Genomic DNA, 22,054 nt, shown 5'->3' on the forward strand with positions numbered 1-22,054 from the left:
ATCACTTTTGATATTAATGTAAGGACTGATACCAATCTAAGCCGGAGAATCGCCATGGCACAATTGACCCTCCACGACGCGCACGTTCACGTCGACCTCACCTGGTGGGAGCGGGTGTTCGCAGGCGGAAGGCGCCGGTTCGTCATACCGCTCACCGCTGTCGATGCGGCCGAGCGGGTCGATCGGCCCACTCGTTTCACGGCGGCACCCGGAGGTCGGTCGGGTGTTGTCGTTACCGGTGTTGTGAAGATCGGGCGGTGGGGTCTGGGCACGGGCACCTCCCGTTTCCTCAGCGTCCGCCGCTGGGTTCCCGCGGTCCGCGTCGTAGTGACCGAGGATTTCGCGGGCGAACTCGGCTACCACGAACTGCTGATCAGCACATCCGAGGCTGATAGCGTGCTGGAGGCTCTTGCTGCCGGGAACAGATCGTGAGCCGGCGGGTGCGCAGATGGCCGCGCAGGCTGGGCGTCGCCGCCCTGGTGGTCGCCGTACTCGCTGCCGGCTACCTCACCACCGTCGGCGTGCTCCGCTATCGAACCCTCGTATTGCCCGAACCCACCGGCGAGCAGGCGGTCGGACGGCTGATCACCACCGTGCCGGCCGGTTCGCCGACCGATCCCGAACCGGATCGCGCCGCATGGATCTGGTATCCGGCGAGCAGCACGGAAACCGGATCATCGGCCCGCGCCGAATATGCGCCACTCGGATGGCGCGAAGGAGCTCTACCACCGACCGCCGGCCTCGGCTGGATGCTGCAGGACATCGGTCACGTGCAGGCGTGGGCACGAAGTGATGCCGAGCTCGCCGCGGGACGGTGGCCACTCGTCGCGCTCGCCCCTGGCTTCGCCACCGCACCATGGATGTATACGAGTGTGGGCGAAGAACTGGCCAGCCACGGCTACATCGTTGCGCTCTCCGTACCCACCACAACGCCGTCCCGGGTGGTCGCCGGAAAGGAGTACACCACACCGTCCCCACCACAGCCGCAGATCGCTGCGATCGACCGCTCTGCCGATACCCAGGCCACCGACCTCGTGGCCATGGTGGACGCGCTGATCGGCGGTCGAATTCCGGCGCTCGCCGGACAGGTCGATCACCGCACCGTGGTCTACGGCGGACACTCACTCGGCGGTACCGCGGCCACCCTGGCCTGCGATCACGACGAACGATGCCCCGGCTCGATCAACATGGACGGGCCCCAACCCGATCCCGCCCGCCGCGACAATCGAAAACCGGGACTGCTCATCGCCTCCGACGCCAGTTGCGCCGCCGGAAACCCGTGTGATGCCGCAGGAATGCCCGATGCCCGAGCGGAGTGGCTGGCACTCCGGCACGAGCAAGCACCACCATCATGGGAAGTGGCGATCGCCGGGGCCGGTCACAATGCTTTCGGCGATCCACCGTTCTATTTCGTGGCACCACCCTTCGGCAACCTCGTCGGCACAGGTGATATCGCGCCACACCGCATGCAGACAGTCCTGACAACTGTTCTCATCGCCGCACTCACCGACCTGCGACACAACCGGGCCGCACCCGCACTGCCAGAACTCGCCGCCGAACTACCCGAACTGCAACCACTGACATGACGACACCGACCGCCTCAGTGGAATGATCGGCACTGTCGAGTCGAAACCGCACGACCGCCGCGCGTGGGCCCGCCGTTGTCGTGCTCACGACCGTTTCTCGCAGACCTCGGCCCAGGAGACGAGCGCGGAGAGGACATCGCCGCAATCCACGCCGACGATCATCACACGAGCGGTACGCCCGAATAGAACCGCTCAGCGTGGCTGTCCCCGGATACTCCTGAACACCCCGGTTATCGGCGATATCCCGTCGAACAGGTTCGCCGGACCCGCGCTCTGGTGACCCGTCCCGATCAGCTGGTGTCCTCGGTCCTGCGGATGACCTTCGCGTCCGCCTCCAGCTTCGCATACAGCTGCTGACCGCGGAGTTCAGGTGCGGAACATTGGATACGTCAGCCCCAGTAGGCGAAGCTGCAGGTCGCGTTGTCATCGGTCCCGATATCCACCAATCGGTGGTCATCCATGACGATGGCGCAAATCGATGTGCCCTTGACGCTGACATAGGAGGTGACCTGTTCGTAAACCGGATACTCCTTCGTCCACGGCAGGGTGTCGACTGTTTCGACCTGTTCGGCGGCGCCGTTGATCGAATAGCGGATCGTCACCGGAACGGTGCCGCCCCGCACCTCCAAGGTCGCCGTGCCGACAGGATCGCCGGACGGTTCCGGGGACTCGGTAGATGTCGTGGTCTCGAGCGACTCGGTAGTGGTTTCCGGGACAGCTGTTCCGGTGATATCGGAATCCGCGCATCCTGTCACCGCGGCGGCGGCCACGGCCAAGCCGACGAACAGTGCGGTACTTCTGGGAACAGAAAAGGTGAACATGTCTCTACGCTCGCGCACCGCCCCGCGCACCGCATGCGTAGCAATACCCGAATAGGGGAGTAGTGTCCGCGTAGCCCGGACCGTGGGAAGGCGTTTGCGAATCCTGTCGACGGCGTATCGGTTGTCGCACGCTGTTCACAGTTGAACTGCGGAAATATCACTCACGCGGCCGAGTATTGCTACGGATTCGGCGCTGCCGCCGAGGCGCCGATCTGGATCCATGCCCGCACCAGCACCTTCCGACGCCCCCGTGACTTTCGTCGGCGCCCTCGCATTGGTCCTGCTGTGGGTCACCATGCCTGCCGTCCTCTTCTATTCGCTGCTCTTTCCGCTGGGGGTTCCCAGTTGCAGCCCAGGGCCGGGCTGCGAATCCCCGCCCCTCCTGCTCGCCTGGCTGGTGACATGGGCCAGGGTTCCGATCGGCATCGGAGTGAGCTGCACCGATATCAAATGCCACGCCCAGGTACGCATTCCGGTGCAGCTGCTGAGTACCGGAATCATCCTCCTCGGTGGTTTGCTCGGCACATTGCTCATGAGCTGATCGACTGACCAGGCGTGCGGTGCGGCCGCCGACCATACCGCGCCTGCCCGGTCAGTCCGTCGCGGTCAGTATCCCCGCGACCTCGGCGCTGTGATGGATGAATCCGGCACGGCTGGTATCCAGCGTGTGCGCCGAGATTCTGTTGTGCAGTAATCGTTCGAACCGGCTCACCGTGCACACCTTGAGACACTGGGCCGTCCGGACGGTTGTGAGACCGGTGACATCAGGATTTCATGAGATCCCGGTGGATGATTTCCTTCATGATCTCGTTGGTGCCACCGTAGATCCGCTGGATGCGGTGATCCAGATAGGCCCGGGCCACCGGGTACTCCATCATGTAGCCGTAGCCGCCGTGGAACTGGACGCCGGCGTCGATGACCCGGCCCTGGAGTTCGGTGGCCCACAGCTTGGCCTTGGCCGCATCCACCGCCGTGAGCGTGCCCGCGTTGTGGGCACGGACGCAGCGGTCGATGTAGGCCCGGGAGACCTCGATCGCCGAGCGCAGCTCCGCCAGGGTGAAACCCATGCCCTGGAATTCGCCGATACGTTTGCCGAACGCGGAGCGCTCGCGGACGTAGTCCATGGTCCAGCGGAAGACTGCCTCGGCCGAAACCTGGGCGGCGATACCGATGCCGAGGCGTTCCAGGGGCAGCGACTGCATCAGGTAGGCGAAGCCGGCGCCGCGGTCGCCGAGCAGGTTGGCGGCGGGCACCCGGACATTGTCGAAGAACAGTTCGGCGGTGTCCTGGGCGTGCAACCCGACCTTGTCGAGTTTGCGGCCGCGGGAGAAGCCGGGGGTGCCGTCGTCGACGACGAGCAGGCTGAAGCCCTTGGAGCCGGCATCGGGGTCGGTTTTGGCGAACACGATCACCAGGTCGGCGAGGATTCCGCTGGTGATGAAGGTTTTGGCGCCGTTGATGATCCAGTCCTCGCCGTCGCGGACGGCGGTGGTGGTGATGGCGCGTAGATCGCTGCCGGCGCCGGGCTCGCTCATGGCGATCGCGCCGATCGTCTCCCCGGTGACGAACCCGGACAGCCAGCGGCGGCGCTGCGCGTCGTCGGCGTGCCGGAGCAGATAGTTGAGGACGATGTCGTCGTTGGTGGAGAAGCCGGATTGGAGCGCCGAGGCGCCTACCCGGGCGATCTCCTCCTGGATGACCACCCGGTATCGGTAGTCGGTTTCCGCGGGACCGCCGAACTCCTCCGGAACGGGGAGTCCGAGCATGCCCTGGCGGCCGGCGGCGAGCCAGATCTCGCGGTCGATCAGCCGCTGGGCATCCCATTTCTCGAGATTGGGGGTGACATGTTTGTCGACGAATCCGCGCACCGAGGCGCGGAAGAGTTCGTGGTCGTTGTCGAAGAGATCGCTCTCCACTGTCGGATTCTCCTTCGTATCGTGCGCCCGGCTCGGTGCCGCCGAGCGCCTCGGGCTCGGTACCGGGCGAGCCTCCGGCTCAGTGCTGAGCGAGCAGTTCCTGGACGCCGCGGCGGAACACCTGGTTGGCCACCTCGTTGCGGCCCAGAATCATTCGTCCGGCGTTGGCGCTGGCCATGCTCACCTGGGAATCACGCAGCAGCGGAAAGTCCTCGGCATGCAGGACGGCCAGCAGGATCTCCCAGTTCTTGTCCCACAGCCGGGTCCAGCGCTCCTCGGTCATCTCGGTGTCCTCCACCTTGGGCACGATCAGCCGCATCTCCATGCGGCTGCGCTGGGGATCGGTGGGATGGGGCCGGAAGGTGAGCAGCTGGAAGTGGTCCGGCTGACGCAGCAGGGTGCTGTTGGGCAGCAAGAAATGGGTCTCGGTGACGTGGTTGGCGAGACTGCGGTCGCCGGGATCTTCTTCGATCCAGCGGTCGATCGATTTACGCGGGGCGATGAAGCGGCAGTGCCGGCCGAAATCGTCGAAGGACAGCACATTGGTGTGAATGTGCTTGGCGGCGGTGTTCGGGTGCGCGTACTGGATGTGGTAGCCGTCGAGGAAGGCGTCCTGCATGATCTTCCAGTTCACCGGTTCGTCGAAACCTTCACTGCGTACTGTGACCAGCGATTCGAGGTTGTAGGACGCCAGGACCGCGTCCATCTCGGGGCCGAGCCAGCTCGCGACGTCGATCTCGGCATCGGCGTCGTCGATCACCCAGATGAAGCCGTGCCGCTCCTCGGTGGGCAATGAGATCAGGCCCATCTCCGCGCGTTCGGCCTCGCCGAAGGTGTTGTCGCGAGTGATGGTGCGCAGACTGCCGTCGGTGTCGTAGGACCAGCGATGATAGGGGCAGGAGAACAGCCGGCAGCGGCCCTTCTCCTCCTTCTCGACCATCGCGCCGCGATGGCGGCACAGGTTGACCAGGGTTTTGACACTGCCGTCACGCTGGCGGACCACGATCACGTTGTTCCGGGGCAACTGCAGGGTGAAGAAATCGCCGGCGCGGGGGATCTCGGAACCGTGCGCGACGATGCTGGGCACCCGGCCGAAGACGAGATCGCGTTCGCGCTTGGCCACCGCGGTATCGGTGAACTCCTCCGGTTCGAACCAGGTGGTGTGGGCGAACTCGTCGGTGGTGTCGTTGCGCAGGTGGTCGAGGGTGCGGCGAATACGTTCCTCGCGGGGTGCTCCGACCTCGGTCATCGGGTTACCTCCAATCTGTACTCGGCGGCGTGACTGCTGCCGATCCTTGCTTAAATCTAAACGAGTTAGTTTTAGCTGTAAAGCTCCGGGCATTGCCCCGGAAACCGACTACCGTTAGATTTAGTCCCAGATTCCGCTCGTCGAGGAGTACGGATGATCTCTTACCGATGGCGTCCCGAACTGGATGCCGAGGAACTCGCCCAGGTGACCGCCCTGATCGGCACCGCGGCCGAATACGACGCCGAAGCCGGTTTCTCCACTATCGATGCGAGCGTGCCCGCCGAACGTTCGCGGGGTGGTGTGCGTATCACTCACCTTCCCATCCGGGCCCGTCGCGATCTGAGTGTGCATGCGGACGCGCCGTGGGTGACCGTGGCCTACCTGAACCTGCGCGTGGATCCGGCGGGGGAGGGTGTCGTGCGATTCGTGGTGCATCCGGATTATCGCTCGCGCGGAGTCGCCACCCTCCTCGTCGAGGAACTGGGCCTGGACGTGACCGCGCCGGAAGGATGGTGCGGGACCGGTGCGCGGACGTTGCGGGCCTGGGCGTACGGCACCCACCCGGCGGCCGAACGGCTCGCCGCCCGATTCGGCATCGCCGCGGTCGACCGGCAGTGGACCTTGGTGCGGCATCTGTCGGGGCCTTGGTCGCTTCCGCTGAAGGAGGTCGACGCCGGAATTGTCGTACCGGCCTCGGAATCTGCCGATGACTCGGCGTCGGCCTTCGAGTTCGAGGAGGCCGTGCTCTCGCGACCGTGCGGCGCGACCTCGGCGCCCGGGTCCACTCGGGTGATCGCGGTGAGTGATCCGGAGGGTCCGGCAGGGCTGGTCCGCTTCGAGGCGCGCACGGTGCCCTACGGCGAATTCCGCGGGGCCTGGATCCGCGCCGCCGTCGTCGCTCCCCGAGTCCGCGGCCGCGGACTCGGTTCGGCATTGCTGACGCGCGCCCTGGGGGAGATGCGGGACGCCGGCGCGCAAGTGGCGCTGATCCGGGTGGACCCCGTCGACGAGCGCACCGTTCGGGTGCTGCGCCTGCTGTCCTTCGAGCAGGAGGAAATCCATACGCTGTTCGGCATCGGTGCAACATGAGATAAAGAACGACTTTTGTTCTATGTTGACGAACTGCTCGGGCCGCAGTACTTTGTTGTGACGCCACTCACAGCCATTCGGCAATAGGTCTCATCCGGGGTGGCGGTAAGCGACCGCAGATCCGGAAATTTCGCCCCGGCGTCGTTCATCTTCCGAAACCGCAGTGAGAGAGCAAAATCCATGAAGCGTCTCGACGGCAAGGTCGCGTTCATCACCGGTGTGGCGCGCGGCCAGGGGCGATCGCACGCCGTCCGGCTGGCCGAGGAAGGCGCCGCGATCATCGGCATGGATATCTGTGCCCAGATCCCGTCGGTGTTCTACCCGATGGCCACCGAGGAGGATCTCGCCGAAACCGTGCGCCTGGTCGAGAAGGCGGGCGGGCGGATCGTGACGACCCTCGGTGACGTGCGCGAGCGTGCGGATATCCAGCGCGCCTACGACGCCGGTATCGCGGAGTTCGGCCACATCGACACCGTCGTCGCCAATGCCGGCATCATGCCGGTGCTGGACAAGGGGAGTGAGCCCCAGGCCTGGCACGACACCGTCGACACCATGCTCACCGGTGTGTGGCACACGCTGGAGGTGACCGTGCCCGGCATGATCGAGCGCGGCGAAGGCGGGTCCATCGCGATCACTAGTTCCGCCGCGGGCCTGCGCAGTATCGGCCTGAGCACCTTTCCCGGGCAGGCCGGATATTCCGCCGCCAAGCACGGAGTCGTCGGCCTCATGCGGCTGTACTCCAAACAGCTCGCCAAGCACTTCATCCGGGTCAACACCATCCACCCCACCGGGGTGAACACCCCGATGGTTGCCAATGCCGAGTACGGCGCTTTCGTCAATGCGCACCCCGAGGTCGCCAACGACGATGCGTACAAGGACCCGATGCCGGTCGAGTTGATCGAGGCGGTCGATATCAGCAACGCCCTGGTCTTCCTCGCATCCGACGAGGCCCGCTACATCACCGGCGTCACCCTGCCCGTCGACGCCGGCTACAACAATCGCTGAGAAAGGGCATCACGCCATGACCACCACCGACACCACCCTGGCCGCCCCTGCGGTCGCCGATCGTGAGCAGGTCTTCATCGGGGGCCGCTGGACCGACTCCACCGGCGACGAATGGATCGAACTGGTCGATCCGTGGAGTGAACAGATCGCGGCCCGTATCCGCAGCGCCACCGCGGAAGACGTCCGGCGCGCTGTGGACGCCGCCCGGGAATCGTTCGACTCCGGAGCGTGGGCCGGGAAATCCATGGCCGAACGGGCCGAGGTGATCGACGAGATCGCGACCCGGCTCGAGCAGCGGCAGGACGAACTCACCACCATCGGCGTCCTCGAGGTGGGTATACCGGTCACCGTCAGTGCCGGCACTCAGCAGATGACCGCGGGACTGTTCCGCGCGGTCGCCGAGGAAGCTCGGAACTTCGCGGTCCGCGAGGACCGGACCCGCGCCGACGGTGGGATCTCCCGGATCCTGTCCGAACCCACGGGTGTCGTCGCGGCGATCATTCCGTGGAACGGTCCCATCGGCACGATCGCGTTCAAGGTCGCGCCCGCGCTTGCCGCGGGATGCTCGGTGGTACTCAAAGGTGCGCCCGATGCACCGCTGTCGCCTGCAGTCTTCGCCGATGTGATCGCCGAACTCGTTGCCGAGGGCCGGATCCCGGAAGGCGTGGTGAGCGTGCTCATCGCCGACCGGGAGGTGTCGGAAACACTGGTCACCAACCCTGGCGTCGACCACATCACCTTCACCGGCTCCACCATGGCCGGGCGGCGGATCGCGGCGCTCGCCGGTGAGCGGATCGCCCGCGTCTCCCTGGAACTGGGTGGTAAATCCGCGGCGATCATTCTCGACGACGCGGATCTGGACCACGTCCTGCAATCGCTGCCGATGGGCGGGTGCATGCAATCAGGGCAGGCGTGTATCGCGCTGACCCGGGTGCTGGTGTCGCGCAAGCGCCACGACGAGGTCGCCGCGGCACTGTCGGCGGCGTATTCGGCGCTGCCCATGGGGAATCCGTGGGCGCCGGAGAACTTCCTCGGCCCGCTCGCCGGAGCGCGCCATCAGGAACGCGTCCAGGCATATATCGACGCCGCGGTGCACGACGGTGCCATCGTTCTCGTCGGCGGCGGCCGGCCGGAGGGCCTCGATCAGGGCTATTTCGTCGCCCCCACACTGATCGACGGGGTGCGCAACGATATGCGCATCGCCCAGGAAGAGGTGTTCGGCCCGGTCATCTCGCTCATCACCTACGAGGACGAGGACGAGGCGGTAGCCATCGCCAACGATTCGATCTACGGCCTGTCCGGTGCGGTGTACACCGAGGATCTGGAACGCGGTTATGCGCTGGCCCAGCGGATCCGGACCGGGACCGTGAGCGTGAACGGGTCGGTCATCGATTTCACGCTGCCGTTCGGCGGATACAAACAATCCGGAGTGGGCCGGGAAGGCGGGGTCGAGGGGCTCGCGGAGTTCTTCGAGACGAAGACGGTTCATATGCCCGCCCCCGCGATCTAGCGAGGCAACACCTGCGCAGGAACCGGCACTGCGCCGGATCGGCCGGTACGAGGATGCCCCCTCGTACCGGCCGGATTCGTTTATCGCTCAGCGGGAGGCCACGGTTTCGGGCACGGCGATCTCGGCGTCGCGCACCACACCGTGCAGGAAACTCCGCACCATTTCCTCGAACAACTGCTTGGAGGTCATCCGGTTCTCCATCAGGGCGGTGGCCAGTACCGGCTGGGACTCCGGATCGACATTCGGGAAGATGGTCGTCCGGGAACTGGGCCCGCGCATCGCCTCGGTGAGCGCGGCACCGACGGTGATTCGTTCCATCCCGTCCAGAATCTGGACGTGCAGGTGCGCCGGCACCCCCGAATCCGCCAGGAACCGGGCCGTTTCCTCGTATGTGCTGATGAGCAGGTCCCGGGGCAGATACTGGAGCAGGATCGGTGCGGCATTGCGGTGCCGCAGGATCGAGCGGCGCAGGTTCAGCGCCAGGGCGACGAAGAACTCCGGCCAGTCCGGACCGGGTTTGCGGCGCGGAATACTGCCCGCCCCGGCTATCTGGCGCGCAACGGCAGCCAGGATCTCCGACTTGTCCGCGAAATGGTGGTACAGCGAGGGTGCGCGCACGCCCAGGTGTTTGGCCAGCCGGGGAAGGCTGAACGCGTCCAGGCCCTCGGTGTCGATGATCTCGATGGAGGCCGCCACCACGGAAGAGCGGCTGATCAGAGGCTGCGACGGACGAGGCATATGCGGCTTTCCACTCGGGTGACACCAGGCGTTTTACCTAGCGACGTGAGGTTGATCGTATCGCGCCGCCGGTCAGGACCGCGGATGTGGCACCGACTCGTCCAGGAAGGCGAGCAAGCCCTCGGTCAGCACATCGTTGTCGTCGCCGCTGACCATATGTCCCGCACCGTCGACGGCGATATGGCGGGCCTGCGGAATCAATTCCAGTAGATCGCGGACGCCCTCGGGCCCCACGACATCCGATTGCCGCCCCTGGATCAGCAGTGTGGGGACGGCGATCCGCTGCGCCGCCGCACGTGCCCGTTGCTCGCGGAAGGAGGCATGGTCGGGGCCGTTCTCGCGATGGTTGATCATCCGCGGGTCCCAGTGCCAGTACCATCGGCCGTCGCGGAGTCGCAGATTCTTGCGGAGCCCGTCGGGCCGGGGCGGGCGTGGCCGGTGCGGGTTGTAGGCGGCGACCGCCGCGGCGGCCGCGTCCAGGGAATCGAAACCGGACAGGCCGTCGCGCATGAAGGCGGCGACCCGGTCCACACCGTCCGCTTCGGCCACGGGCGTGATGTCGACCAGCACGAGCGCCCGAGCCAGGTCCGGGTGGGTACCCAGTGCCAGCAGTCCGGCCATTCCGCCCATCGAGGCGCCGACCACGACCGGCGGCCGGTCGAGTTCGGCGGTCACAGCGACCAGGTCGCGGGCATGGGCGGCCGGCGAATAGTCGCCGTCCGCGGCCCAGTCGCTGTCACCATGGCCGCGAGCGTCCACCGCCAACGCACACCATCCGTTCGTGGCGAGGTGCAGGCTGGTGCGCCGCCAGGAATGCCGGGTCTGGCCGCCGCCGTGCAGCAGTAACACGGTGCCGCGGTCGGTGCCGTCCGCGGGGTTGAAGCGGTCGGCGACGAGTGTGACTCCCGCGCCGGGCAGCCGGGTAACGGTACTGGTCGAGGTCATGATCGGTGATCTCCTCTACGTTCAGTGGCCGGATGTGCCGCCGTCGACGGCGAGTGTGGATCCGGTGATGTAACCCGAGGCGGGGCCGGCCAGGAACACCACGGCCGCGTCGATCTCGCGCTGGGTGGCGGTGCGGCCGAGGGAACAGTCCCGCAGGAATTCGTCCAGGATGTCCTGGGACATCTCGCCGATCATGTCGGTGTCGACGAAGCCGGGCGCTATGGCATTGACGCGGATACCTTTTCGCCCCGCCCACTGATGGGAGAGGTCGCGGGTCAACCCGATGAGCCCCGCCTTGCTCGACGCGTAGGCGGCCTGGGGCAGTACCGATTTGATCAGTCCGAGCATGCTCGCCACATTGACGATGCTCGAGCCGGGACGCATCACCCGTGCGCAGGCCTGCGCCGTCCAGTACGCGCCGAAGAGATTGACCTCGAGCACGTTCCGGTAGTCGCCGGGATCTTCCCGGGTGGCCGGTGCCGTATGGGTGATGCCGGCATTGTTGACCAGCACATCGAGCCGGCCGAATTCCGTGATGGCCGTACGGGCGAGTGTTTCGCACTGGGCGGGGTCGGTGACATCCGTCGGCACCACCGAGCACCGGCGCCCCAGCGCGGTCACGCTCGCGGCGACCTGCTCGAGCTTGTCCCGCCGCCGCCCCGCGACCACGATATCGGCGCCCGCCTCCGCCAGGGCCCGGGCTAACCCTGCCCCCAATCCGCTGCCCGCCCCGGTCACCACGGCCACGCGGCCGGTGAGGCGGAAGAGATCGAGCACCGATCCGCTCGGCGGCACTACGGTATCCATCCACCGAATCCTCTCGTCGTTAGCTAATCACATTAGTTTTACCAGCCGGGTGGGATTCTCGGGTGATTGCCTCACGTGGCCCTTGATTGTCATTTATCTAAAAGCATAAGATTTAATGAGTAGTGACAGCAAGGGATGGTGAGGTGATGGCCGATACTCGGACGATGCGGGTGGCCGGTAAGGACTCCGCCGCGGACGGTGTCGTCACGGTGACGCTCACCGATCCGGACGGCGGGGTGGTGCCGGAGTGGGAGCCCGGCGCACATATCGACCTCGAGCTCGGCGACGTCACCCGGCAGTATTCGCTGTGCGGTGATCCCGCGGACCGGTCCGCACTGCGTGTCGCGGTGCTGCGGGAATCGAACGGCCGCGGGGGTTCGGTGTATGTCCACGACAAACTGGAGGCCGGCGATCTGATCGAGGTCGGCGGTCCCCGCAATAATTTCGCGCTGGCGCCCGCTTCTTCGTATCTGTTCGTCGCCGGTGGTATCGGCATCACGCCGCTGCTCCCGATGCTGCGGACTCTCGCCCAGCGAGGAGAACAGTGGCAACTGGTGTACGGGGGAAGATCGCGGGGGAGTATGGTCTTCGCCGAAGACTTGGCGTCGGCGTATCCCGAGCAGGTCCGCCTGCACCCACAGGATGAATACGGCCTGATCGACCTGGCGACCGCGCTGGACGACGCTACCCCGGGTACCGCGGTGTACTGCTGTGGTCCCGAACCACTGCTGCGCGCGATCGAAACCGCCTGCCGTGAACGTGACCAGCTCGCCCTGCATGTCGAACGGTTCGCTCCCAAAGGAGTCGCACCGGCAACCACCGGCGCATTCGAGGTCGAACTCGCACGCAGCGGCGCGGTGGTGACGGTCGGCGAATCGGAGTCGGTACTGGACGCCCTGCAGCGCAGCGGCGCAGACGTCGATTTCTCCTGCCGCGAAGGCACCTGCGGAACCTGTGAGGTCGCCGTGCTGGCCGGCCGTCCGGAACACCGGGATTCGGTCCTCACCGAGGATGAGCAGGCGGCGAACGACGCCATGATGGTCTGCGTTTCCCGGAGTTGTACACCGCGTCTGGTGCTCGATCTCTGACCCTGCCCTGTCCGTTTCCCGAGGAGTCACTGTGTCCCCATCCGAATCCGCTGCGCTGTACGAAGTGCGCGATCACATAGCTGTGATCACGCTGAACCGGCCCGACGCCCTGAACGCCGTGAACTCGGCGCTGTCGGCGGCGGCGGGGGCAGCGCTGGAGCGCTCCGCGGCCGACCCGGAAGTTCGCGTCGTGGTGATCACCGGTGCCGGCCGGGGCTTTTGCGCGGGCGCGGATCTGAAGGAGATCGCCGCCGGTCGCAGCATCTACGATCCCGATCACCGGGAGTGGGATTTCGCCGGAATCGTGCGGCACTGGATTCCCAAGCCCGTGATCGCCGCCGTCAACGGGTTCGCGCTGGGCGGCGGCACCGAAATCGTGCTCGCCGCGGATCTCGCGGTCATCGACGAGAATGCCTCGCTCGGGCTGCCCGAAGTGCGGCGCGGCCTGCTCGCCGCCGCCGGTGGGCTGCTGCGGATCCACCGCCAGGTGCCCGCCAAGGTGGCCGCCGAGATCGCGTTCACCGGTGAACCGATCTCGGCGGCCCGGGCCTACGAACTGGGTCTGGTCAACAAGATCGCTCCCACCGGTACTGCACTGCCGGTCGCGCTGGAATTGGCCGGTGTGATCGCCGCGAATGCCCCGGTGTCGGTGCAGCAGAGCAAGACGGTGCTGCACGAGAGCGCCGCGTCGGACACCGGGTGGTCGCCGGCGGAGTGGGAGGTGAACCGTGCGGCCACGAAGGCGGTGATGTCCGGTGCGGATGCGAAGGAGGGACCGCGCGCGTTCGCCGAAAAGCGGAAACCTCGATGGACAGGGCGATGATCGTAGACCTGGAACGTGGCGTTTATCAAAAAACAAATCTTGATTGACGTATCACAGCTGCCGCTGTAGCGTGGATCACATGGCGACCGGTCTCCTCCGGAAGCCCCCGACTTCGCACCGTGACTCGAACCGGTGCATTCGACCCGAATCATCCAGAATCACCGACGCCGGCGGCCCGGTCGTCGCAACACGGGCAAAGGAGCTCGCAGATGAAACTCCAGGACAAAGTCGCGATCATCACCGGTGGCGGCTCCGGCCTCGGCCGGCAATCAGCCCAGCTGTTCGCCGCCGAGGGTGCGCGGATCGGTGTGGTCGATATCGACGCGGAACGCGCCAAGGGCACCGTCGAACTGGTGCGGGAGCAGGGTGGCGAAGCGATCGCCCTGGTCGCCGATGTCAGCAAGAAAGCCGAGATCGCCGAGGCGGTGACCCGGACCGTCGCCGAATTCGGCAAACTCGACATCATGTTCGCCAACGCGGGCATCGTCTCCCGCGGCGGTGTCCCGTCGGTTGCCGGCGGCGAGCAGGTCGCGTTCGAAGATCTCACCGAAGACGACTGGCACCAAGTCCTCGGTGTCAACCTCAGCGGTGTCGTGTACTCCGCGCAGGCCGCGGTACCGGCGCTCGAGGCCAACGGCGGCGGAGTCATCCTCGCGACCTCCTCGGCCGCGTCCATCGCCGCCTACCACAGCATCGCCATGTACTCGGCCACCAAAGCCGGAGTGAACGGCCTGGTCCGCGGCCTGAGCCTGGATCTCGGCAAGCGCGGTATCCGGGTCAATGCCATCGCCCCGACCCACGGGATGTCACCGAACTTCCTGGCCCCGGCCGGCACCCCCGTAGTCGGCAAGTCCTATGAAGAGGTCGCGGGTCCGTGGGAACCGGCCGTCTCCCCGATCCCGCTGAAGCTGAACCGGCCGCCGTCGCTGCTGGACAACGCCCGCGCCGCGCTGTTCCTGGTCTCCGACGATTCCGCCTACATCTCCGGAGTCACCCTGCCCGCCACCGACGGCGGCACGTTGTCGCGGGTTGCCATGTGGTTCGACGAGGACCGCGCCTTCACCGACGCCTCCTGAGCCACCGGCTTCCGACGCCGTACACAGAGTAAGGACAACGATGGCTGCGACAATCGGGTCGGCCCTGAACTGGTGGGCCGACACCAAAGGAGATCAGCGGGCACTGATCGTCGACGACGAGGCGCTGACCTACCGGGAACTGCAGGACTGGTCGAGCCGGGTGGCGCGGCACCTGGCCGACGCCGGGATCACTCCCGGTGAACGCGTCGGGGTGCTCGGACCGAACTCGCTGATCTGGCCGGTACTGGCGCTCGGGGTGCTCAAGGCGGGCGCGGTGCTGGTTCCGCTGAACCCCCGGCTCAAACCGGCCGAATTACGCAAGGTACTCGACGATTCGGGCGCGGTGCTGGCCATCGCCCCGGCCGAATTCGCCGAGACCATCGCACAGACCCGGGAACTGGGCCGCGATTTCGCCGCGAAGTTCTTCGACGAGTTCACCGGCCTGCGGGCCGGGAGCCGAGACGACTTCCGTATCGACGTCGACCGCGACGATCCGGTCGCGCTCCTGTTCACCAGCGGTTCGACCGGTCTGTCGAAGGGCGTTGTCTGCACCAACCGGACGCTGCTCGATATCGTTTTCGAGGCCACTCTCACGGAGGAGGGGCTGCGCCCGGGCTCCACCGCGCTGCTGTTGCTTCCGCTGGTGTTCACCCCCGGCGTGGTGTGGGGACTGATCATGGCTGTCGTCCTGGGCAACACGCTGGTGGTCGAGAAGGAGCTGCGACCCGAGCGTGCGGTCGCGCTGATCGGCGAGCACAGGGTGAACACGCTGTTCGGTGTGCCGTTGGTCTTCGAGGCGATCGCCCGGACTCCCGCCTTCGCCGATACCGATGTCTCGTCGCTGCGCACCGCCATTGTCGGCGGCGCGGCCGTCGCGCCCGCACTCCTGAAGGCATGGGCGGACAAGGGTGTGGAATTGCGCCAGATCTACGGGATGACCGAAGCGGGCGGCGTCGCGACCGCCACGAAACGCGCCGAGGCGTTCACGCACCCCGACAGCTGCGGCACGGGTTCGATCTTCAGCGAACTGAAGGTGATCCGCCAGGACGGCACCGAGGCGGCTCCCGGGGAGGAGGGCGAGATCGTGCTCCGCGGACCAGGCGTCACCCCCGGCTACTGGAACGATCCGCAGTCCACCGCGCAGGCACTGCGCGACGGTTGGCTGCACAGCGGCGATCTGGGTACCCGCGACGAGGGCGGCCGGATCAAGTTCGTGGACCGGATGAAAGATCTGATCATCACCGGCGGCATCAACATCTCCCCGGTCGAGATCGAACGGACGATCGGCGAACTCGACGGCGTCGTGGAGGTCGCGGTCATCGCCGCTCCCGACGAGCGGTTCGGGGAAACACCGGCTGCCATCGTCACCGCTGGCGGTGACGTCGACGCGGCCGCGGTAGTGGCGCACTGCGAGCGATTGATGGCCGACTACAAGGTGCCCCGCTATGTCGTGATCCGGTCCGAACCGCTGCCCCGGCTGCCCAACGGCAAACTGTCCAAAACCGCTGTGCGCGAGGAATACCGCGATGTGGCGGACCGATTCGAGAAGGTGCGTTGAGTCGGATGACCGAAAACCCGGTACTACTCGAACGCGACGGGCAGATCGCTATCCTGCGCTTGCACCGGCCCGAACGGCTCAACGCCTTCACCGACGAAATGTGCGAACGACTGCTCGCCGCCATGGACGAGATCGACACCGACGACTCCGTGCGGGCCGTGATACTCACCGGGTCGGGCCGGGCGTTCTGCGCCGGTGCGGATCTGTCCGCAGGTGGCGACACCTTCGTCCTCGGCGGCGACCCTGTCACCGGCGAGGCGCCGGCGGATCAGGGTGGGCGCGTGGCCCTGCGCTTCTACCGCTCCACCAAACCGATCGTCGCCGCGATCAACGGCCCGGCTGCCGGTGTCGGCGTCACCATGACACTGCCGGCCGATATCCGGATCGCCTCGGACACAGCGAAATTCGGCTTCGTCTTCACCCGGCGCGGCCTCGTGCCGGAGGCATGCTCCTCCTGGTTCCTGCCACGGATCGTCGGCATCTCCACCGCGCTGGAGTGGGCCCTCGGCGGACGTATGGTCGGCGCGGACGAAGCCCGGGAACGCGGTCTGGTGCGCGAAACCGTGCCGCCCGATCAGGTGCTGGATCGCGCGCTCGAACTCGCCCGCGAGCTCGTCGGCGGAACAGCCCCCGTGTCCGTGGCGCTCACTCGCAGCCTGATGTGGCGGATGCTCGGCGCGGAAAGCCCCGAGGCCGCCCACCGTGCCGATTCGCTCGGTATCTACCTGCGGGGAACCTCCGACGATGTCCGGGAGGGTGTCGAGTCCTTCCTGGCCAAACGCGACCCCCGGTTTCCCGATCGCGTCTCCGCGGGCCTGCCCGACCTGTTCGGTGCAGCTGCGCCGACGACCTGATTGCTACGATTCACCGGGCTCGGTGTCTGGCCGGGTGGGTGAGAAGGAGGTATGCGGAGATGGCTCGACGGCGCACCGGGAGCGTCCTCAGCGAGGACCCCGACGAGGCACGCCGTCAGATCCTCACCGCCGCCGAAGCGGTGTTCGAACGCTACGGTGTCGCCAAGACGACCATGGACGATATCGCCAAGGAAGCCAACGTTTCCCGGCCCACCGTCTACCGCTACTTCGGCGACCGTGACAGCCTGATCACGGCGTTGATCGAGGTCCGGGCCCGGGCCATGTTCACCCGTGCCCGGACCTTCCTGCGTAAACGCGAAACCTTCGCCGAACAGGTTGTCGACGGGCTGATCTACCTGGTGAACATCGGCCGCAAGGATCCGGTGGTCAGGCTGATCGTGAGCCCCGAGCATATGGATATGGCCACGGCGCTGGTCGGCAGTTCCGGGCTCGCCGCCCGGCTCACCGAAGAAATGTGGGCGCCGGTTCTGCAAGAGGCACGCGCCCGCGGCGAGGTCCGTGAGGACCGGACCGATACCGAGATCTGCCAGTGGATCGCCCTGGTGGAACTGATCCTGGTGGGCCGGATGGACTTCGGTTCCGACTCCGATCCCGACCATCGGCGGATGCTGACGAAATTCCTGCTACCGGGGATTGTCACGCCCGGAGCCGCGGCACGCGCGGGTATCTGACTCGCGGGCCCAGCTCGACGACCCCGTCCGCACTCGGCATCAGCGCGGTGTCATCCGGATCGCCCCATCGAGGCGGATGGTCTCGCCGTTGATCATCGGGTTCGTGACGATATGGGCGACGAGCGCACCGTACTCGGCGGGTTCACCCAGCCGGGACGGATGCGGGACCTGTGCCCCGAGAGACTGCTGGGCCTCCTCGGGCAGTGTGCCGAGCAGCGGCGTCCGGAAAAGCCCGGGGGCGATGGTGTTCACCCGGATCAAGAGTGAGGCGAGATCGCGGGCGATCGGCAGGGTCATTCCGACGACGCCGCCCTTGGATGCGGAGTAGGCGGCCTGACCGATCTGCCCCTCGAACGCGGCCACCGACGCAGTGTTGACGATGACACCCCGCTCGTCCTCGACCGGGTCGTTCTTCGCGATACGTTCGGCGGCCAGCCGCAAGACATTGAATGTGCCCACCAGGTTCACAGTGACGACCTTGGTGAAATCTGCCAGCGGGAACGCGCCCTTTTTGCTCACGGTCTTGACGGCGTTGCCGATACCGGCGCAGTTCACCGCGATCCGCAACGGCCCCAGGGTTTCCGCGGTATCCAGTGCCGCGGCGATCGCTGCCTCGTCGGTGACGTCGGCGGGGGCGAACCGGACCCGGTCCCCGAGTTCCGCGGCGACATTCGCGCCGGGGGAGGAGGGCAGGTCGATGACGACGATGCGGGCGCCCTCGGCGAGCAGCGCTTTCGTTGTCGCCAGACCGAGCCCCGAGGCGCCGCCGGTGACAACGGCGACAGCGTCTTCGATACGCATGGTTCTTTCCTATCCGGGTTCGTTGTGGTTCAGAGTCGTTCGATCACGGTGGCGTTGGCCATACCGGCGCCCTCGCACATCGTTTGCAGGCCGTAGCGGCCGCCGGTGCGTTCCAGATGATTGACCAGGGTGGTGAGCAGTCGCGTACCCGACGACCCGAGCGCGTGGCCGAGGGCGATCGCGCCGCCGGCGGGGTTGAGTTTCGCGGGGTCGGCACCGAACTCGTGGGCCCAGGCCAGCGGTACCGGTGCGAACGCCTCGTTGACCTCGTAGGCGTCGATATCGTCGATACCGAGCCCGGCCTTGGCGAGCACCTTGCGGGTGGCGGGGATCGGGGCGGTGAGCATGAACACCGGGTCGTCACCGGCGACCGCGAACGAATGGAACCGTGCCCGCGGGGTGAGCCCGAGCCGGCCGGCCGCCTCTTCGCTCATGATCAGTACCGCGGAGGCGCCGTCGGTCAGTGGTGAGGAGTTCCCGGGTGTGATCCGCCACTGCGCCTCCGGGAACCGCGTCGCGAACTCCTCCGTGCGGAACGAGGATTTCAGGCCCGCCAGCCCCTCGACGGTGGTCGCGGCACGGACGGTCTCGTCGACGGTGTGCGGGACGGCCGTGCCGTCGGCGCCGATCCGGTCGATCGGTACGATCTCGCGGTCGAAGTACCCCTTCGCGATGGCATCGGCGGCCCGCTCGTGCGACTGCGCCGAATACCGGTCGAGGGCGTCGCGGTCGAGTTTCCATTTCGCGGCGATGAGCTCGGCGGATATGCCCTGGTGGACCAGACCTGCCGGGTACCGGACGGCGATGCCGGGGCCGGATGCGTCCTGTCCGATGGTCGCGGTGCCCATCGGAATCCGGCTCATCGATTCGACACCGCAGGCGATGACGATATCGTAGGCGCCGGCGAGCACACCCTGTGCGGCGAAGTGCGCGGCCTGCTGGCTCGAACCGCATTGCCGATCGATGGTCGTGGCCGGTACCGAATCGGGGAATCCGGCGGAGAGCAGTGCCGTCCGCGAGATATTGAGTGCCTGTTCGCCGACCTGCTGTACGCAGCCGCCGATGACATCGTCGACCTGTGCGGGATCCGGTCGACGAGGGCTCGCAATACATGCGCGAGCAATTCCACCGGATGGGTCCCGGACAGCGCACCGCCCATCTTCCCCTTGCCGGAGGCGAGGCGTATGGCATCCACGATGACGGCGTTGGGCATGACGATTCCTTTCATCGGCTGTGGCCCGGGGCAGACCACAGGCCTCGGAACCCGCCGGTTTCGGTGGGTGGTGTCGGGGGTCCGGGCATTCGAGTCTCCAAATATCTATCACCATTAGGTTTGTGGGTCAATGGCAGCGTTGTTTGCGCAGGTCTGGGATCACCGGCTTGCGCTGTCGATGACGCCCCAGCTGATGGCAGGTGGAGGCAACGATTCATTCCTGTACGGCTTTCGCCCTAGGCTTCGAGGCCGTGTGCTCAGCGGTTCGCGGCGCCGCCCGGTTCGGAAAGCCGGTTTCGACGGCTGACCGGCGTGCGGCCTCCGGGGTTACCGACGGGTGTGGTCGACCGATTCGAAGCACGCCTCGAGATCGCCGACTGCTACCCACAGGGACGGCTGGGCGATGTAGAGACGCGTGGCCGCGCGACCGAAGTGGAGTTCCTCGGCTACGGCCATGAAGTAGCGGAGCAGGCGGGGGCTGATATCGATAGGCAATTCCTAACGATCGGCGTCCGAACAAGTCTTGGACGCCTACTCGGTGGCGGCCGTACGGTCGTTTTCGGGCTGCGGAGACGTTCCGGCCTGCCTCATCGAATCTGGTCGGAGCAGGTCTCTGTTCGCATGATCTGACTTCCACCATCGAGCGTTCAACCCATCACACAAAAGGAAATAGCGTGACGCGCACTGCCAAGGTCGGACTCGAAGCACTGCTCACCCCCGAGGAGAGCGTTCTCGTGCTCATCGACCACCAGCCCTACCAGTTCGCCAATCTCCACAGCCATGAACCGACCATGATCGTCAACAATGTCGTCGGTCTGGCCAAGCTGGCCAAGGTGTTCGACGTCCCCACGGTGCTGACCACGGTGATCGAAGAACGTGGCGGCAACCTCATCAAGGGCATCCAGGACCTCTCCCCGGACCAGAAGCCGATCAACCGCACGTTCATCAACACCTGGCAAGACCGTCGCGTCGTCGATGTCGTGGAGAAGACGGGGCGCAAGAAGCTGATCATTGCCGGGTTGTGGACCGAGATCTGCGTCGCCATGCCCGCCATCCAGGCGCTGGACGAGGGGTACGACGTCTTCGTCGTCACCGACGCCTGCGGCGGAGTCACCGCGGAGGCACACGATATGGCGGTGCGCCGCATGGTCCAGGCCGGCGTCGTGCCTATCACTTGGATGGCCGTGGCCGGTGAATGGCAGCGCGACTGGGCTCGCGAGTCGACGACCGGCGGGGCCGGGGAGGTCATGGCCGAGCACGGTGGCGGTAGCGGGGTAGCGCTCGCCTGGGAGCTGCAATTGCTGGCTACACCCGCCACTGATGGTGCTGGTCGGTAGCCCCGGTGATCAGGGCGTACGTACCGAATCGGATCACTACGTCCAAGTACAGCAAACGGCCCGCGTTGCGCTGGTCGGCATCGAAAGGAAAATCATGGGGTATATCACCGTTGGGCATGAGAACAGCACGCCGGTCGAGCTGTATTACGAGGACCAGGGGGTGGGTCGACCGGTCGTCCTCATTCACGGCTACCCGCTGAACGGGCACAGCTGGGAGCGGCAGACGCGTGAGCTGCTGGCCTCCGGGTACCGGGTCATCACCTACGACCGTCGCGGATTCGGGCGGTCGTCGAAGGTCGGCTCCGGTTACGACTACGATACGTTCGCCGCGGATTTGAACACGGTCTTGCAGATCCTGGATCTGCGTGATGTGGTGCTTGTCGGCTTCTCGATGGGTACGGGGGAGCTGGCCCGCTATGTGGCACGTTACGGGCATGAGCGAGTAGCGAAGCTCGCGTTTCTCGCCTCGCTCGAACCGTTTCTCGTCGCCCGCGACGACAACCCCGAGGGGGTTCCGCATGAGGTGTTCGACGGCATCGCCGCGGCCGCGAAAGGTGACCGGTACGCCTGGTTCACGCAGTTCTTCGCGGACTTCTACAACCTGGACGAGAACCTCGGTTCCCGGATCGGTCAGGAAGCGGTCACCGGGAGCTGGAACGTCGCGATCGGCAGCGCCCCGGTCGCCGCGTATGCGGTCGTTCCGTCCTGGATCGAGGATTTCCGCAGTGATATCGAGGCGGTGCGTGCCAGTGGTAAGCCATCGCTGATCCTGCACGGCACCAAGGACAACATCCTGCCCATCGACGCCACCGGGCGGCGCTTCCACGCGGCCTTCCCCGAGGCCGACTATGTCGAGATCGAGGGTGCCCCACACGGTCTGCTCTGGACCCACGCCGACGAGGTCAACACCGTGCTGAACGACTTCCTCGACAAGTAGCGCCACCAC

Annotated in this window: 21 protein-coding genes and 2 pseudogenes; 14 read left to right on the forward strand and 9 right to left on the reverse strand. The window is 66.2% G+C overall.

The features are described 5' to 3' along the window. The first annotated feature begins 54 nt into the window (after positions 1-54). Both ACIA75_RS16920 and ACIA75_RS16925 read left to right on the forward strand, forming a co-directional pair. Positions 55-432: a hypothetical protein gene (locus tag ACIA75_RS16920; RefSeq protein WP_397104723.1), complete on the forward strand. Its 378-nt coding sequence runs from the start codon at positions 55-57 to the stop codon at positions 430-432. Next, complete coding sequence (locus ACIA75_RS16925) at positions 429-1,586, forward strand: hypothetical protein (protein ID WP_397104725.1); 1,158 nt, start codon at positions 429-431, stop codon at positions 1,584-1,586. The genes ACIA75_RS16920 and ACIA75_RS16925 overlap by 4 nt, the downstream gene beginning before the upstream one ends. A 389-nt stretch (positions 1,587-1,975) precedes the next feature. On the opposite strand, the gene ACIA75_RS16930 is transcribed toward ACIA75_RS16925, so the two are convergent. After that, entirely contained in the window at positions 1,976-2,407 is a 432-nt protein-coding gene (locus ACIA75_RS16930) for a hypothetical protein (protein WP_397104728.1), read from the reverse strand. A 220-nt stretch (positions 2,408-2,627) separates the two neighbouring features. Between ACIA75_RS16930 and ACIA75_RS16935 the strand changes: the two genes are divergently transcribed. Next, a complete protein-coding gene (locus ACIA75_RS16935; protein ID WP_397104730.1) occupies positions 2,628-2,948 on the forward strand; it encodes a hypothetical protein in 321 nt (106 codons plus the stop codon). A 223-nt stretch (positions 2,949-3,171) separates the two neighbouring features. Here the strand turns inward: ACIA75_RS16935 and ACIA75_RS16940 are convergent, their stop codons facing one another. Further along, the gene (locus ACIA75_RS16940) at positions 3,172-4,323 is read right to left on the reverse strand and encodes an acyl-CoA dehydrogenase family protein (RefSeq protein WP_397104732.1); all 1,152 of its coding nucleotides are present in this window, start codon (positions 4,321-4,323) and stop codon (positions 3,172-3,174) included. A 79-nt stretch (positions 4,324-4,402) separates the two neighbouring features. Beyond that, positions 4,403-5,572, reverse strand: a complete 1,170-nt coding sequence (locus tag ACIA75_RS16945; protein ID WP_396943347.1) for an aromatic ring-hydroxylating dioxygenase subunit alpha — start codon at positions 5,570-5,572, stop codon at positions 4,403-4,405. Positions 5,573-5,725: 153 nt separating this feature from the next. Between ACIA75_RS16945 and ACIA75_RS16950 the strand changes: the two genes are divergently transcribed. The 3 genes from ACIA75_RS16950 to ACIA75_RS16960 all read left to right on the forward strand — a co-directional run bounded on the left by ACIA75_RS16950 (position 5,726) and on the right by ACIA75_RS16960 (position 9,176). Next, entirely contained in the window at positions 5,726-6,661 is a 936-nt protein-coding gene (locus tag ACIA75_RS16950; RefSeq protein ID WP_397104736.1) for a GNAT family N-acetyltransferase, read from the forward strand. Between the two features lie 180 nt (positions 6,662-6,841). Next, complete coding sequence (locus ACIA75_RS16955) at positions 6,842-7,666, forward strand: mycofactocin-coupled SDR family oxidoreductase (RefSeq protein WP_397104738.1); 825 nt, start codon at positions 6,842-6,844, stop codon at positions 7,664-7,666. A 16-nt stretch (positions 7,667-7,682) separates the two neighbouring features. Further along, a complete protein-coding gene (locus ACIA75_RS16960) occupies positions 7,683-9,176 on the forward strand; it encodes an aldehyde dehydrogenase (RefSeq protein WP_397104741.1) in 1,494 nt (497 codons plus the stop codon). 87 nt (positions 9,177-9,263) lie between these two features. Here ACIA75_RS16960 and ACIA75_RS16965 read toward each other — a convergent pair whose 3' ends face one another. The 3 genes from ACIA75_RS16965 to ACIA75_RS16975 form a co-directional block, all read right to left on the reverse strand. Next, positions 9,264-9,914, reverse strand: a complete 651-nt coding sequence (locus ACIA75_RS16965) for a TetR family transcriptional regulator (protein WP_397104743.1) — start codon at positions 9,912-9,914, stop codon at positions 9,264-9,266. Positions 9,915-9,986: 72 nt separating this feature from the next. After that, positions 9,987-10,859: an alpha/beta fold hydrolase gene (locus ACIA75_RS16970; RefSeq protein WP_397104745.1), complete on the reverse strand. Its 873-nt coding sequence runs from the start codon at positions 10,857-10,859 to the stop codon at positions 9,987-9,989. Between the two features lie 21 nt (positions 10,860-10,880). Further along, positions 10,881-11,666 carry an SDR family NAD(P)-dependent oxidoreductase gene (locus ACIA75_RS16975; protein WP_397104748.1) on the reverse strand — a complete coding sequence of 262 codons (786 nt, stop codon included), beginning with the start codon at positions 11,664-11,666 and terminating at the stop codon, positions 10,881-10,883. Positions 11,667-11,812: 146 nt separating this feature from the next. Between ACIA75_RS16975 and ACIA75_RS16980 the strand changes: the two genes are divergently transcribed. The 6 genes from ACIA75_RS16980 to ACIA75_RS17005 all read left to right on the forward strand — a co-directional run bounded on the left by ACIA75_RS16980 (position 11,813) and on the right by ACIA75_RS17005 (position 17,757). Next, a complete protein-coding gene (locus tag ACIA75_RS16980) occupies positions 11,813-12,754 on the forward strand; it encodes a PDR/VanB family oxidoreductase (RefSeq protein WP_397104750.1) in 942 nt (313 codons plus the stop codon). A gap of 31 nt (positions 12,755-12,785) precedes the next feature. Next, on the forward strand, positions 12,786-13,577 hold the full coding sequence (locus tag ACIA75_RS16985; protein WP_397104753.1) for an enoyl-CoA hydratase-related protein: 792 nt from the start codon (positions 12,786-12,788) through the stop codon (positions 13,575-13,577). 209 nt (positions 13,578-13,786) lie between these two features. After that, positions 13,787-14,653, forward strand: a complete 867-nt coding sequence (locus ACIA75_RS16990) for an SDR family NAD(P)-dependent oxidoreductase (RefSeq protein ID WP_397104755.1) — start codon at positions 13,787-13,789, stop codon at positions 14,651-14,653. 40 nt (positions 14,654-14,693) lie between these two features. Further along, a complete protein-coding gene (locus ACIA75_RS16995) occupies positions 14,694-16,211 on the forward strand; it encodes a class I adenylate-forming enzyme family protein (protein ID WP_397104757.1) in 1,518 nt (505 codons plus the stop codon). A gap of 5 nt (positions 16,212-16,216) precedes the next feature. Beyond that, positions 16,217-17,065, forward strand: a complete 849-nt coding sequence (locus tag ACIA75_RS17000; protein ID WP_397104759.1) for an enoyl-CoA hydratase-related protein — start codon at positions 16,217-16,219, stop codon at positions 17,063-17,065. A gap of 59 nt (positions 17,066-17,124) precedes the next feature. Beyond that, positions 17,125-17,757 carry a TetR/AcrR family transcriptional regulator gene (locus tag ACIA75_RS17005; protein WP_397104761.1) on the forward strand — a complete coding sequence of 211 codons (633 nt, stop codon included), beginning with the start codon at positions 17,125-17,127 and terminating at the stop codon, positions 17,755-17,757. 39 nt (positions 17,758-17,796) lie between these two features. On the opposite strand, the gene ACIA75_RS17010 is transcribed toward ACIA75_RS17005, so the two are convergent. The 3 genes and pseudogenes from ACIA75_RS17010 to ACIA75_RS17020 form a co-directional block, all read right to left on the reverse strand. Next, on the reverse strand, positions 17,797-18,558 hold the full coding sequence (locus ACIA75_RS17010; RefSeq protein ID WP_397104763.1) for a 3-hydroxyacyl-CoA dehydrogenase: 762 nt from the start codon (positions 18,556-18,558) through the stop codon (positions 17,797-17,799). Between the two features lie 29 nt (positions 18,559-18,587). Further along, positions 18,588-19,771: pseudogene (locus ACIA75_RS17015) on the reverse strand (thiolase family protein). 363 nt (positions 19,772-20,134) lie between these two features. Continuing rightward, a pseudogene (locus ACIA75_RS17020) lies at positions 20,135-20,254 on the reverse strand (LysR family transcriptional regulator); the annotation flags it as partial. Positions 20,255-20,445: 191 nt separating this feature from the next. Here ACIA75_RS17020 and ACIA75_RS17025 point away from each other — a divergent pair. Both ACIA75_RS17025 and ACIA75_RS17030 read left to right on the forward strand, forming a co-directional pair. After that, entirely contained in the window at positions 20,446-21,108 is a 663-nt protein-coding gene (locus ACIA75_RS17025; RefSeq protein ID WP_397104765.1) for a hydrolase, read from the forward strand. A gap of 94 nt (positions 21,109-21,202) precedes the next feature. Next, complete coding sequence (locus ACIA75_RS17030; protein WP_397104767.1) at positions 21,203-22,045, forward strand: alpha/beta fold hydrolase; 843 nt, start codon at positions 21,203-21,205, stop codon at positions 22,043-22,045. Positions 22,046-22,054: the final 9 nt, after the last annotated feature.

The sequence above is a fragment of the Nocardia sp. NPDC051750 genome (assembly GCF_044453135.1).
Lineage (GTDB): Bacteria > Actinomycetota > Actinomycetes > Mycobacteriales > Mycobacteriaceae > Nocardia.